This window comes from Halogranum amylolyticum, assembly GCF_900110465.1.
Taxonomy (GTDB): Archaea; Halobacteriota; Halobacteria; order Halobacteriales; family Haloferacaceae; genus Halogranum; species Halogranum amylolyticum.
Genome location: NZ_FODV01000004.1, coordinates 179,899 through 192,325, shown reverse-complemented (window position 1 = coordinate 192,325; position 12,427 = coordinate 179,899). Strand labels below are relative to the sequence as shown.

The window sequence follows — 12,427 nt, the reverse complement described above, 5'->3', positions numbered from 1 at the left end:
ACTAGTCCGCCGATCAGCAACACGAGAACACGTCGGTTCATCGGGTCGTGGTTCCGACGCGACGATCCTTATTATGCGGTTTCTAGAAGTTCATCCATCAGACACTAGCAGTGGTCGGCGAGCGGGGACCACCCAACGACCGACTGTCCGCTCGGACGGTCGCCCTCGTCCGCTTACGTCTCGTCGTCGGCCATCCCGCCGAACACCTCGTCGGCGTCGGCCGGGACGTCGAAGTCGTGGTAGTTCTCGCCCTTCTCGGCCGAGAGGATGTTGAGCGCGGCGGCGGCGCCGTCGCCCGCGGAGATGACGGCCTGCCACTCCTCTGCGCGGACCATCGCACCTGTCGCGTACGCCCCCTCGACGCTCGTCTCCATCGTCACGTCGACGTCGACGAGGTCCTCGTCGAACGCACAGCCGAGGTCCTCCGCGAGGTCGCGGTTCGCACCCGTCGCGAGGACGACGTAGTCGCCGTCGTACTCGCCGTCACCGGTCGTGACGGTGAACCCGTCGTCCGTCGAGTCGACGGCCGTGACCTCCTCACCCTGTGTGCGGTCGACGCCGAAGCTGTCGACCTGGTTCCGCAGCGTCTCGAGGAAGACGGTGCCGTCCTCCGACCCGATGCCGGGGTAGTTGAACAGATGCGCCTTGTGCAGCCACGTCTTGTCGGTGTCGAACACCGTCGTGTCGAGACCGTTCTTCTGTGCGAACAGCGCCGCGCTGAGGCCGGCGGCACCGCCGCCGACGACGATAACGTGTGCCATATGATGACGTACGTCGCTCTCCGCAGAAGGTGTTAGTTTAGCCGACATCTTTGCCGATACTCTCGGTCGGTCACAGACTCGACGGACGTCCGAGACCAGACGGTCGACCCCGGCCACCTGTCGCTGACGTGGCGACCGAGGTCGTGGTAGCGTCGGTCGCCCACCTCGGCGTCGAGGCGACGGAACGTCGTCGCCGTCGTGGAGGTGGTAGACGAACCTGTCCTCGAAGTCGACCGTCCGTCTGACGAACCGCAGCCCGAGTACGTCGGTGTAGAACTCGACGTTCCGCTGGGGGTCGGTGGCGATAGCAGAGGCGTTTCCCCCGGGGTGTCTGCGAGCACACGTCGACTTCCCCGCGGAGAGGGCTACCTCTCCCACTGACACCGGTGTAACCGCCTGACGGCTGGGTTACTGGATAGTTTATCCGTCGGTAGTGTGTACGAGGAGACAGATGAGCGACGACGTACCCGTCACAGCCGACCTGCCGGACAGTCCGTTCCACACCACCGGAACCGACCACGTGACCATCTGGGGGAGCAACGAGGCCGACACGGTCGCGTTCTACCGCGACCTGCTCGGGATGCCGCTGGTGCTGCGCCAGCCGAACCTCGACGACCCCTCGCAGACACACCTCTTTTTCGACACCGGCGATGGCCGTATCCTGACGTTCTTCGTCAGCGACGACCGCCCGTCGAACCGTCACGGCCAGCGCGGCCAGGTCGGGTCCGTCCACCACCTCTGTTTCCGCGTCGACCCCGAACGGTTCGAGGAGATGGTCGAGGCCATCGACGAGGATGGCCGCGGTTACAACATCTTCGACCGCGGCATCTTCTTCTCGCTGTACACGCAGGACAACAACGGTCTTGTTATCGAACTCTCGACCGACAAGTACGAGATCCCCGACGAACGCCGCGGCGAGGTACTCGCGAAGACCCAAGAGATCCGCGAGGCGGCCGGTGCCGACTACGCGAAGGACGAACATACGAAGGCGGCGCTGGAGGAGCTCGGACTCGACGCGACGGCACACGATCTGCCGGACGCCGCGTCCGGTGTCGGCGGTCTGCAGTAAAACAAAGAACCAACCGTGGGTTGCTGCTCTACTCTTCGGCTTTCGGGTTGTAGACGGTGTCGTAGTCGGTCCAGACGCCGTAGACGTCGTCGAACTCGCTGTCACGGTCGACGAGTTGGACCTTCACCTTCAGCGGGCCGGCGTCGAACTGGTCCCACGCCTCCCGCGGGATGTCGAGCGTCCACTCGCCGTCCTCTTCGAACTGGACGTAGTCGCTGCGGTAGGTGAGCGTGTCGTTGACGTAGACGAGGAAGTACGGTTCGCCCTGCACGTCACCGTGCTCCGGCGGGTCGACGTCTTTCATCGACGTGTTCGCGCGCACGCGGAGGTCGAAACTGGAGACGCCCTCGCCGTTCGCACCCTTCTCGACGTTGACGTACTCGACGCTCTTGAGGCGTCCCTCCTCGACTTTGTCTTCACGAGGGGAGTTCGGCGGCTGCGGTTCGCTCCACGACTCGTCCGGCGTCGCTGTCTCGGTCGGCGTCGCCGTCTCCGTCGACGACGTCGGCGACGTGGTCGCTTCGGTGGCCGCCGTCTCGTTCTCGGTCATCTCGGTGTCTGCTGTCGTCTCGGCCGTCGAACCGGCGTTCTGTCCGGTGCCGCCGGCACAGCCAGCGAGCACGACGAGGACTGCGAGCAGCCCAACTAGTAATCGTCTGTCAGTCATCGCTACGACGATCACCCCGGAACGCCCTTATTATACAGCGCCTATGTCCCCTCGGTTGCTGGTTTATAGCGACTCCGGACACCGAAACGTACAACCGCCCGGTCTGCTACCGAGTATCGTATGACAGCGTACGACGCGGTGCTCTTCGACAGCGACGGGGTGCTCGTCGAACCGCCGGCACGACGGACCCAACTCGAAGCGGCCGCGGCCGCGTTCCGAGCGGTCGGCGTCGACGACGTGGATCGAACACACCTCGTCGACGTGGTGAGCGGCATGACCACCGCTCGACTCGAAGAGATCTGTCTCGCCTACGACCTCGACGTGGCCGAGTTCTGGGACGCCCGAGAGCGCCACGACGAGCGGTCCCAGTTCGAGGCATTCAGAGCGGGCGACCGAGACCGGTACGAGGACGTCGAGGCCGTCGGAGACCTCCGGCGACCACGCGGCGTCGTGAGCAACAACCACCACACCACCGTCGCCTTCAAACTGGAGTTCTTCGACCTCGACCCGCTGTTCGACACCTTCTACGGCCGCGAGATGACGGTCGAGAGCCTGTCGTTGAAGAAACCGAACACCCACTATCTCGACCGGGCGCTTTCCGACCTCGACGCGGAGTCTGCGCTCTACGTCGGCGACAGCGAGAGCGACGTCGTCGCGGCGAACCGCGCGGGTCTCGACTCGGCGTTCGTCCGCCGTCGACACACCCGGGACGTCGACCTCTCGGTGACGCCCACGTACGAGGTCGACTCGCTCTACGACGTCGCTGATCTCGTCGACTGACGACCGTCCGGACGGCGAACTGCCGCCTCTCGACGGCCAGTCCGAGTCCACGGCGAACGGAGACGGCGTCGACGGTGCGCTTCGGCTACACCGCCTCGATCGTCTGTATCCGGCTGTCACGCTCCAGCGTCGCGAGACAGTCGAAGAGTAACCGGTCGTCGGACGCTGTCGGATGCGACCACTCCGAAAAGAGGGAGAACGCTCACTGTCCGCGATGCGCTTTGAGGACCGCGTCCCAGGTGACTGTACCTTCCTCGACGACGTTTTCGGGAGCGAGGACCTCCGCCTGCAGCACCTCCAGCGAGCTGGGGACGTTCGGGTCGAGACCACCGAGAATCGTCGCCAACTCGTTTTCCGCTTGGGGTGGACGGCCCGTGTTCTCGATGGAGGGCGACGGCACTTCGCCGTCCCCTTCGTGGACGACGACGCGCATGACCATCCCGAACACCTGGTGAGGTGGACAGTAGAGGTCGTAGACACCCGGCGTCTCGAATCGGTAGAGCCAGTAACCGCCGACTGGAATCAACGGCGACGCGATCGGGCCGACTCCGTCGGGAACCCGGTTCTGTCGTCCGTGGCGTTCGTGGAACGCCGCGACGGCGTGGTCGGGAGTCTCCGCACTGAACACGACGATGTCGCCGGGTGCGACGGCGATCCCCGCGGGGTTGAAGTGAAACCCGGTCGTCGCCCTGACCACCTGTGCGATCTCTGTGACCGTGAGCGACTCCGTCTCTCCACCGGACCGGCGAATCGAGACAGTCGTCTCGGGATTGTGAAGGTTCCCTGGCGTCACTCTCCCGTCTGCAACCTCTTCGTTGATGCTCTCGGTCGTCCGACGTGAGAGTCCGCCCTGCTCGGCGAGTGCGACCAGTGGCCCCGGTAACCCGATCTGCATCTCGACTTCGTGACTCGGCCGGATTGGCCTCGGGAACTCTTCGAAGCAGTCCGACGAGGCGGCACCGCTACAGGGGTTTCGCCGCTGTGAGGCCACCCCGAACACCGGGTCGAGTGCGGTCGGGTCGGCCGCCCCGCCGTCCGGGCCGTCGCTCTCCCCGCAGTCCCCGCGTTCGCGCTCCCCGTGTGCCGCTACCGTTCCCATCCCGAACGCCATCCCCGTCGTCGCTCCGGTCGCGGCCAGAACAGCACGACGGGGTACGGTGACGGTCGTCTCACGCCTGTACTCGTTTTCGTCCGGTTCGTTCGTTGTTTCGGTCATGGTTCGACGGTCGCAGTTCGTTCCCCCTCCGTTCGACGGACACTTCCCGGCTGTCGCCCGCCTCGGCACAGCAGTCGGTCGGAGGCGGTCGCGGACGCGACCGACCGCAACTACAACTGAGTGGCAGATATCAGTTGGGAGGTTGATAGTTTCGTGAACGAAACAAATCGAATTATTCGGGCGACTCGTCCGCGTCGACGGATTTGCCCGCCGACGTCGACGTCGTCGAGGCAGTCGACCCGCGAGGTCTTCGGCGTGGTCGCAGTCTGACGCTCCGATCGACCGGCGACCGACTCAGGAGGGGAACCGAAACGCGAGGCTGTACATCTCGCCGACGGACTCCGACCCGACCGCCTCGGCGACTCGATCGATCTTCTCCGTCAGAGAGGCCGCCAGTTCGTCCGACAGCAGCGTCGTCGTCGCGAGCGTCGCCTCGGCGTGCGCTCTGACGTGGCTCGCCGTCCACGGTACCGGGTCCAGAAGCGTCAGTTCTCTGTCGAACGCCCACCCGGACCCGACGAACAGGCGTCGGAGCACCGCCGAGGGGTAGAACGTCAGTGCGGGTCGGCCCGTCGCCAACTCGCTGGCGGCGTTCTCCAGCGCGAAGAGCTCCCGGACGGCGGCGGCGTCGGGGAGAGGTTCGTAGTCGTCGACGACGAGGTGACAGCCCGGAGCCGCGACTCGGGTCAGCTCCGAGACGACGGCGTCGAGCGACTCGGGAGCGAGGACGTTGAACAGCCCGTGGGCGGTGACGACGTCGACCGAGTCGGTCGAAAGCGGGAGACTCCGGAGATCCGCCTCCAGCACGGCCGCTCGCTCGGGGTTACTGCGGGCGACTCGGTCGCGCGCGGTCGCCGCGTGTTCGGCGTCGTTCGTCACCGCGTAGACGCGGCTGGCACCCGCCGCGAGCAGTCCGGCGGTCGTGTTGCCGACGCCCGCGCCGGCCTCGAGACAGACCGCTCCCGACACCGGTCGGTCGGCGAGCGCGGCCGTCACCGTCCGTGGAACGTCGATAGACACGCCTCGTCCACTCCGTGTCAGTGGTGCAACTGCTCGGGGACCGGGCTGTCGTCGTGACGCAGTCGCTCGACGAGCGACCGCTGGGCCGCGTCGTCCATCCCGTCGTAGCGTTCGGCCGCGTCGAGTACCATCGCGACCAGTTTCGGGTCGCCCGGGGTGACGACGCTCGTGAGCCCCTGTGCCGCCGCGAAGTCGAACCGCTCGCGGATCTCGTCGGGCGTGTCGACCGGCCGGTACCAGTTGGCGTACGGCCGGTCCGCCTCGGGGAGTTCGTCCGTCGACGGCCACGACCCCTTCGCGAAGGCCTTGATGCCGAGCGTGCCGACGCCGAGATCGTCCGCCCGTTCGAGCACCGACGCGTAGTCGTACTCCGCGCCGTCTTTGCCGACGACGACGGGGTTCATCGGGAGCATCAGCGTCTCGAGGTCGTCGATCCGGTCAAGCGCGTCGTGGATCAGTTGCGGATCCCCGTGACTCGTCAACCCGACGTGGTCGACGAGTCCCTCCGCTCTCGCGTCGCGGATGGCTGCGAGCGCGCCACCCTCGCCGGTGATCGTGTCGAGTTCCTCCTCGTACTCCAGCCCGTGTATCTGATAGAGGTCGATGTGGTCGACGCCGAGTCGAGTGAGCGACTGCTCCAGTTTCCGTCTAGCTCCCTCGTACTCCCGCTCCTGGGTTTTGCAGCCCAGAAAGATCTCCTCGCGGTGCTGTCTGAGCTTCGGTCCCAGTTTCAGCTCCGCGTCGCCGTACGTCGGGGCGACGTCGAAGTGGTTGACGCCGTGGTCGAGCAGCAGTTCGACCAGCTGGTTCGCCCCTTCCTGTTCGAGCCAGTTGAGCGCGATGGCACCGAACGTCGTGACGGTACTGTCGTGACCGGTCTCCCCCAGAGCGCGTGTCTGCATGACCGACGAGTCGCGGGCGACGGACAAAAGCGTGTGTCTCTCCCACAGACGACCGTCCGCTGTGGGAGTCGCCCCACCGTGCGTGGACCCCGACGACAACGGCGCGCTACGTCGAGCGGTCGTGTCGCGACACGGTCCACACGAGTCGACCGAGTGCCAGCCACCCGACGCCGAACGGGACGAGCACGAGGGGGGTCCGAACGACGAGCATACCGAGAGCCAGTGGCAGGAGCGAGAGGAAGCGGAGACCGACGACAAGGGCGGGAACGACGGCTGCGCCGACGAGCAACAGGGACGCGGAGAACGTCGGACCCTCGAGACGCCGAAGCGCGACACCGAGCACTCCCGCTCCCGTGAGTGTCACCCCCAGTCCGAGAAACGCCGTGATCGTGACGACGAGGCCGGCGGGGTCTTCGCCGGTGGCTGGAACGGCGCGAAAGCCGGCGTCGACGAAGGCGACGACTGCTCTGGCGAGGACGACTGCGACGAGCGCCATTCCGACCCCCGTCGTCCACACACCGACACGGCCGAGTCGTCCGTACTGTGCTCGGAACGTCGAGCGAAACCCGACGAGACCCCACACCATCAGCAGCCATCCGGCGCACGCGACGACGTCGTACGCGGTGGCGACGTACGGTCGGGTCCCCAGCGCGATTCGCTGCACCCACGGCATCGCCGTCCACAGTACAGCGCCCAACATCGCTCCGAGCGCGCTCCATGGGACCCACTCGTGAGGGCGACTACGTGTCGTACTCATCTCGTCTGTACCTCGATCTCCTCGCCGACTTCCTCCGTCGAGACGGCCGGGACGGCAACGGTGGACGCCGTCTCGGCCACGTTCTCGTTGGGCGTCTTCGCTGCTCTCTCACCGCCCGAGAGCGTCCGAAGCGAGAAGACGAGAACGGACGCGAGAACGACGAGACCACCTGCGACGCCGAACGCCGTGAGATAGCCGAAGCCGGCGACCCAGCCACCCAGCACGCCGCCGACGCCGCCTGCGACCGCGCTCAGCGCCGTGTGGACACCGAGCACCTCGCCGCGGACGCTCGGTGGCGCAAGTCGGGTGACGATGGCCGTCCCGACGACGGCGATGAACGCCCAGGTCGCCCCGATTGCGGCGAGTACGACGCCGACAGTGACGAACCCGACCGAGACTGCTGCGACGGCAGTGACGAGGACGACCATCGGAAACAGCGCTCCGCGCACGGCGAGTGCGCCGGACTGCAACAGTCGGACATCGTACTTCGTCGCGAACCCCCCGGCGAACTCGTAGAGGACGGCCGACGCGAGACTGGACACCAGATAGAGCGCGAACACCTGTCCAGAGACGAAGTTCGATTCGGTCAGAAAGAGCGGAAGCGGCGCCCAGAACGCCGCGAACCCGACGGAGAACAGCGTCGCGGCGGCGAAGTACGTCGCCAGCGCAGGATCGAGTCGCTCGAGGAGTCGTCGCGGACGAATCCCCCGTGTGGACCAGTACAGTCGGTTCGGAGCGAAGACGAACGTCGTCCCCTTGACGCCGCTTCGCGAACTCGACAGGAGGCGAGCGATCCGTCGCGCCCGACGCTCGCCCGTCACGTGGCCGTCGGGCGCCGGACGCGGTAGCGACCCCGCGGCAGTGACGACGGCGACGGCGGCGCAGGCGGCCAAGAGCCAGAACAACGTCTCCGTGACTGCTGTCTCGTCGACGACTCGAGGGCCGACGAGCGGCCAGACCGTCCCGAGCACAAGCCCCCCGGCCCAGCCGTACCCCTGATACTTGTTCAGCAGGCCGATACGCGCGCTCCACCTCGACTCGGGCGCGTCGTCGACGACCAACATCGTCAACACTGGACTCACCGACGCGACGACGAGCCAGAGCGCTGCATTCGCGACGATGATCGTCGTGATGTTCGTCGACAGGGGAATCACTACGAGCATGGCAGCGACGCCCAGCAACGTCACCAGCACCAGCGGTCGCCGCCGTGTGACGCGGTTCGCGAGTCGCCCGAAGAGAATCGCTCCGGGCGCGCCGATGACCGCGGCCGTCGACGCGAGCACGCCCAACTGGACCGACGTCGCCCCCAACTGGACGATGTACAGCGGCACGAGGAGCGAGGCGCCACCGAAGGCGACCGAACCCAACCCCCACGCGTAGAGCCATCGCTCCGTCATTGGTTTCGATTCTCCGAGCGTGAACTAAACGATGCCGGTCGGGCCAGTCGTTCGACTGGGTGGTCTCCCCTGCGGTTCGACTCGTGTTATCTCGGCTCTCAACAGTTACTTCGTAGATACTGTCGTCTAGAACACATGGTCTCCTCGAAGCGGCTCCTCGTCCTCGCAGTCGTCGGTCTCGTCGCTCTCGCGCCGCTCGCCGCGTTCGCGTTCCTGCTCTTCCCGCCGGACTTCGCGTACAGTCACTACTCCTCGTACTCCTACACGACGTCGGTCAGCACGAACGCCACCGTCGAGAACGCAACGTTGTTGCTCCCGTTCCCCCAGGGCGAGGACGTCGAGGCAGACCTCTCGTCGAACCTCTGGCTCTACGACGACGACGGAAACCGATTAACCGACTGGGACGCGTCGGTCGTCGAGACGGCACGCGGGCCGATGCTCCGCCTGCACGCCGACCGCCTGGTCGGGGAGGACCGCTACGTCCTCTGGACGTACGCCGACAACGGGTCGGTCGTCGACCGTCGGGAGATCTCACGCGACGAGATTCCGGAGGAGATGACTAACAGAGAACTCGTCGCCCACCCCACGACGTACTCCATCTCGTGGCAGGTGACGGTCGACCACGATATCGAGACGCGCGACCCCCTCGCGAACGGGACGTTCCTCGCTCCGATCTCCGACGCGACCACCGTCGACTGTCGAGCCCCGTGGAGCGAGACGGACAACTGCGCTCGCTTCGCCAGCACCGTCTCGGCCACCTACGAGACCGACGGTCCGGCGACGGTCACCGTCGGTGAGATCCGCTTCGAGGGGTGGAACGAGTGGGGGTTCTGGCTCTCGAACAGCTTCAACACGTTCGAGGCGACGACGACCCCCGCCGTCTACACCGACGGTCGGCGCGGGTGGACCGTCGTCGACGGGGAACTCCACGCCGGGATGGGTCGCTACGACGGCCCGTCGCGGTGAGGTCCGTCTCCGGCGTCGGCGCGTCGACGGGGTCCGAACGCCGTTCTCGACCGTCGCGCTCCGGGCCCGACGACCGGCCCGTCGTCCGCCGTAATTGGGGGGAATCAAAAGTACCATGCCCTCCGACTGCACAGTGAGTCGTACTTAGGTGGCTCCTGTGACCGAGAAACGCGAATACAAAGACGACTATCCGAACAAGACACTGTACATCCCGGGTCCGACCGAGGTCCGCGACGACGTCATCGAGGCCATGTGCGAGCCGATGTTCGGCCACCGCATGGACCGGATGACCGACCTCTACACGACCGTCGTCGAGGACACGAAGGAGTTCCTCGGCACGGACAACGACGTGATGATCCTCACCGCGTCGGGGACGGAGTTCTGGGAGGCGTCGACGCTCAACCTCGTCGACGAGAACATCCTCGTCGCGACCTGCGGGAGTTTCAGCGAACGGCACGCCAACGTCGCCGAGCGACTGGGGAAGAACGTCGACACGCTCGAGTACGAGTGGGGGCAGGCGGTCAAACCCGAAGACGTCCGCGAGGCGCTCGAGACGAGCGAGAAACACTACGACGTCGTCGCCTGCGTGATGAACGAGAGCTCCACCGGCGTCCGCAACCCCATCGAGGAGATCGGCGACGTCGTCGCGGAGTATCCGGACACCTACTTCGTCGTCGACGCGGTGTCCTCGCTCGGCGGCGACTACGTCGACGTCGACGAACACGACATCGACGTCATCTTCGCGTCGACGCAGAAGGCGTTCGCGATGCCGCCGGGACTGGCGGTCTGCGCCGTCAGCGACGAGGCCTACGAGCGGGAACTGTCGAAGGACTCCGCGTCGTGGTACGGCGGCTTCCAGCGGGCCCTCGACTACTACGACCGGAAGGGCCAGACCCACTCCACGCCCGCCATCCCCGTCATGCTGGCCTACCGAAAGCAGATGAAGTACATGCTCGACGAGGGCCACGAGGAACGCAGTCGGCGACACGAGGAGATGGCCGAGTACACCCGCGAGTGGGCGTACAAACACTTCGACATGTTCCCCGAGGAGGGCTACGAGTCCCAGACGGTGGCCTGCATCGAGAACACGCAGGGGATCGACGTCGCCGCGACCATCGAACAGGTCTCCGAGCAGTACGACATGGCGTTCTCGAACGGCTACGGCTCTGCACTCGGCGAGGAGACGTTCCGCATCGGCCACATGGGCGAACACGACGTCGAGTCGATCAGAGAACTGACCGACGCCATCGAGGACGTCGCGGGGCTGTAGCTCTCCGGCCTCACTCTCTGTTCGACGGCTGTCCGCTCAGAAGAGTTCCGCGTCTCGTCGAGTGTGACACCGAACACGTCAAACTATTTATCATCGCTCCCGTAATCACGACTCGACGCATGGCCCCCACGAGCGACACCGAAGAGACGGTTCGGGAGTTCGCGACGCGGTTCCTCGACGGGTCGTTTGCCGAAGCCGTCGAACTGGTCGCCGACGACGGTCGAGACGCGGTCGTCGTATCGTTCCCCGACGAGTTCGAAGAGGAGTCGACGACTGCCGAAGACGCCCTTGAACAGTACTGGTGGGGACTCTACGCCCAGTACGGCGACTTCGACGCTGTCGGCGAGGTGGTTGTCGACGGCGACGAAGCGACCGTCACGTTCCGATTCGAGAGCGGTACCGAGACGGCGAACGTCGTCGTCGACGGAGACGGCGTCACGGACTTCTCGTTCGCCCCCGAGTACGACGTCCCGGAGTACGTCGACGAGAGCGCGTTCGGCGAGCGCAGCGTGACCGTCGACGCCGGAGACGTGACCCTCGACGGCGTTCTCACCGTCCCCGACGGTGACGGACCGTTCCCGGGCGTCGTCTACGTTCACGGCGCAGGTATCCACGACCCGGACGGGACCGCAGGCGCATCGAAGCTCTTCAAGGACCTCGCGTGGGGGCTCGCCACCGAGGGAGTCGCCTCGCTCCGATACGAGAAGCGACTGGCAGCGCACGACGTCGACGACGGGGACCACACCCTCGACACCGTCGTCGTCGACGACGCGGTCGCGGCACTGGACACACTCGCCGCAGTCGACGAGGTCGACGGAGACGCCGTGTTCGTCGCCGGACACAGCCAAGGCGGGATGGCCGCTCCCCGAATCGCCGACCGTCACGGTGGCGTCGCTGGCGTCGTGAACCTCGACGGTTCTGCCACCACCGGCCTCGACCCGGAGGACGCCGACATCATCCGGTACGAGTTCGACCGAGACGGCGACCTCGACGACGAACAGGAGGCCCAACTCGAAGCGGACCGAGAGACGCTCCGTCGGATCGCGGCGGGCGAGTTCGAGGACGACGAGACGCTCGTGGGCAGACCGGGCGTCTGGCATCGAACTCTAAACGAGTACGACCCCGAGGCTACCGCCAGCGGCCTCGACGTTCCCGTCTTCGTCGCGACTACGTACCGGGTCGACGAGGAGGCCCGACCGGAGGTCGCCGCATTCCTTCGCGGGCGGTTCGAAGCGTGGGAAACCGCCGACCTCCCCGACGGGAGTCAGGTCGCGCTCTACGAGGGTCTCGACCACTTCTTGCAAGAGGGGTACGTCCCGACGACGCCGCTGAGCCTCTCCTTCGGCGGGAACGTCGCCCGTGACGTCGTCTCGGATCTCGTCGTCTGGATCGACGACGTCGCACCGGAGTCGGTCGGGTCGTAGCTCCAGAGACGTCTCTCGGAGGTGTAGAATGTTGCCCGGAACACTAACGGCCGGTCTCATCCCAGTGGCAGCATGCCGAGTCGACCGGGAAACCCTCGTGCCGGGCACTCGTCTCTTTAGGGCGGACGGAGTCCGGTCCGTCGTCGTCGCCGACGTCGGACGACCACTCAGTACGTGGTCCAGAGATGTCGCACACCC

Annotated in this window: 12 protein-coding genes and 1 pseudogene; 5 read left to right on the top strand and 8 right to left on the bottom strand. The window is 66.1% G+C overall.

Going from position 1 to position 12,427, the window contains the following annotated elements:
- Positions 1 to 173: 173 nt before the first annotated feature.
- Together BSG17_RS27770 and BSG17_RS28585 are read right to left on the bottom strand one after the other, a co-directional pair.
- Complete coding sequence (locus BSG17_RS27770; RefSeq protein WP_170864780.1) at positions 174 to 761, bottom strand: FAD-dependent oxidoreductase; 588 nt, start codon at positions 759 to 761, stop codon at positions 174 to 176.
- Between the two features lie 198 nt (positions 762 to 959).
- Positions 960 to 1,139: pseudogene (locus BSG17_RS28585) on the bottom strand (VOC family protein); the annotation flags it as partial.
- Positions 1,140 to 1,212: 73 nt separating this feature from the next.
- On the opposite strand from BSG17_RS28585, the gene BSG17_RS09570 reads away from it, so the two are divergent.
- Positions 1,213 to 1,830: a VOC family protein gene (locus BSG17_RS09570; RefSeq protein ID WP_089823417.1), complete on the top strand. Its 618-nt coding sequence runs from the start codon at positions 1,213 to 1,215 to the stop codon at positions 1,828 to 1,830.
- 28 nt (positions 1,831 to 1,858) lie between these two features.
- On the opposite strand, the gene BSG17_RS09565 is transcribed toward BSG17_RS09570, so the two are convergent.
- Complete coding sequence (locus BSG17_RS09565) at positions 1,859 to 2,497, bottom strand: hypothetical protein (RefSeq protein ID WP_139246582.1); 639 nt, start codon at positions 2,495 to 2,497, stop codon at positions 1,859 to 1,861.
- 120 nt (positions 2,498 to 2,617) lie between these two features.
- Here BSG17_RS09565 and BSG17_RS09560 point away from each other — a divergent pair, with 120 nt between their 5' ends.
- Positions 2,618 to 3,277 carry an HAD family hydrolase gene (locus BSG17_RS09560; RefSeq protein ID WP_089823413.1) on the top strand — a complete coding sequence of 220 codons (660 nt, stop codon included), beginning with the start codon at positions 2,618 to 2,620 and terminating at the stop codon, positions 3,275 to 3,277.
- Positions 3,278 to 3,479: 202 nt separating this feature from the next.
- On the opposite strand, the gene BSG17_RS09555 is transcribed toward BSG17_RS09560, so the two are convergent.
- From BSG17_RS09555 to BSG17_RS09535, 5 genes are all read right to left on the bottom strand, one after another.
- Positions 3,480 to 4,493, bottom strand: a complete 1,014-nt coding sequence (locus BSG17_RS09555) for a cupredoxin domain-containing protein (RefSeq protein WP_089823411.1) — start codon at positions 4,491 to 4,493, stop codon at positions 3,480 to 3,482.
- Between the two features lie 294 nt (positions 4,494 to 4,787).
- A complete protein-coding gene (locus BSG17_RS09550; RefSeq protein ID WP_089823908.1) occupies positions 4,788 to 5,507 on the bottom strand; it encodes a class I SAM-dependent methyltransferase in 720 nt (239 codons plus the stop codon).
- 23 nt (positions 5,508 to 5,530) lie between these two features.
- Positions 5,531 to 6,415, bottom strand: coding sequence for an aldo/keto reductase (locus BSG17_RS09545; protein WP_089823906.1), 885 nt, complete (start codon positions 6,413 to 6,415; stop codon positions 5,531 to 5,533).
- A 106-nt stretch (positions 6,416 to 6,521) separates the two neighbouring features.
- Entirely contained in the window at positions 6,522 to 7,172 is a 651-nt protein-coding gene (locus tag BSG17_RS09540) for a hypothetical protein (protein WP_139246581.1), read from the bottom strand.
- A complete protein-coding gene (locus BSG17_RS09535) occupies positions 7,169 to 8,569 on the bottom strand; it encodes an MFS transporter (protein WP_089823406.1) in 1,401 nt (466 codons plus the stop codon). Before BSG17_RS09535 ends, BSG17_RS09540 begins: the two co-directional genes overlap by 4 nt.
- 135 nt (positions 8,570 to 8,704) lie before the next feature.
- Here BSG17_RS09535 and BSG17_RS09530 point away from each other — a divergent pair, with 135 nt between their 5' ends.
- From BSG17_RS09530 to BSG17_RS09520, 3 genes are all read left to right on the top strand, one after another.
- On the top strand, positions 8,705 to 9,535 hold the full coding sequence (locus BSG17_RS09530; protein WP_089823404.1) for a hypothetical protein: 831 nt from the start codon (positions 8,705 to 8,707) through the stop codon (positions 9,533 to 9,535).
- Positions 9,536 to 9,692: 157 nt separating this feature from the next.
- Entirely contained in the window at positions 9,693 to 10,805 is a 1,113-nt protein-coding gene (locus BSG17_RS09525) for a pyridoxal-phosphate-dependent aminotransferase family protein (RefSeq protein WP_089823402.1), read from the top strand.
- A 119-nt stretch (positions 10,806 to 10,924) separates the two neighbouring features.
- Positions 10,925 to 12,229, top strand: coding sequence for an alpha/beta fold hydrolase (locus BSG17_RS09520; RefSeq protein ID WP_089823399.1), 1,305 nt, complete (start codon positions 10,925 to 10,927; stop codon positions 12,227 to 12,229).
- The last annotated feature ends 198 nt before the right edge of the window (positions 12,230 to 12,427 follow it).

Bases quoted from the DNA above. Each gene is read 5' to 3' on its own strand.
- BSG17_RS27770 (WP_170864780.1), bottom strand. From the start codon at position 761: ATGGCACACGTTATCGTCGTCGGCGGCGGTGCCGCCGGCCTCAGCGCG.
- BSG17_RS09570 (WP_089823417.1), top strand. From the start codon at position 1,213: ATGAGCGACGACGTACCCGTCACAGCCGACCTGCCGGACAGTCCGTTC.
- BSG17_RS09565 (WP_139246582.1), bottom strand. From the start codon at position 2,497: ATGACTGACAGACGATTACTAGTTGGGCTGCTCGCAGTCCTCGTCGTG.
- BSG17_RS09560 (WP_089823413.1), top strand. From the start codon at position 2,618: ATGACAGCGTACGACGCGGTGCTCTTCGACAGCGACGGGGTGCTCGTC.
- BSG17_RS09555 (WP_089823411.1), bottom strand. From the start codon at position 4,493: ATGACCGAAACAACGAACGAACCGGACGAAAACGAGTACAGGCGTGAG.
- BSG17_RS09545 (WP_089823906.1), bottom strand. From the start codon at position 6,415: ATGCAGACACGCGCTCTGGGGGAGACCGGTCACGACAGTACCGTCACG.
- BSG17_RS09540 (WP_139246581.1), bottom strand. From the start codon at position 7,172: ATGAGTACGACACGTAGTCGCCCTCACGAGTGGGTCCCATGGAGCGCG.
- BSG17_RS09535 (WP_089823406.1), bottom strand. From the start codon at position 8,569: ATGACGGAGCGATGGCTCTACGCGTGGGGGTTGGGTTCGGTCGCCTTC.
- BSG17_RS09530 (WP_089823404.1), top strand. From the start codon at position 8,705: ATGGTCTCCTCGAAGCGGCTCCTCGTCCTCGCAGTCGTCGGTCTCGTC.
- BSG17_RS09520 (WP_089823399.1), top strand. From the start codon at position 10,925: ATGGCCCCCACGAGCGACACCGAAGAGACGGTTCGGGAGTTCGCGACG.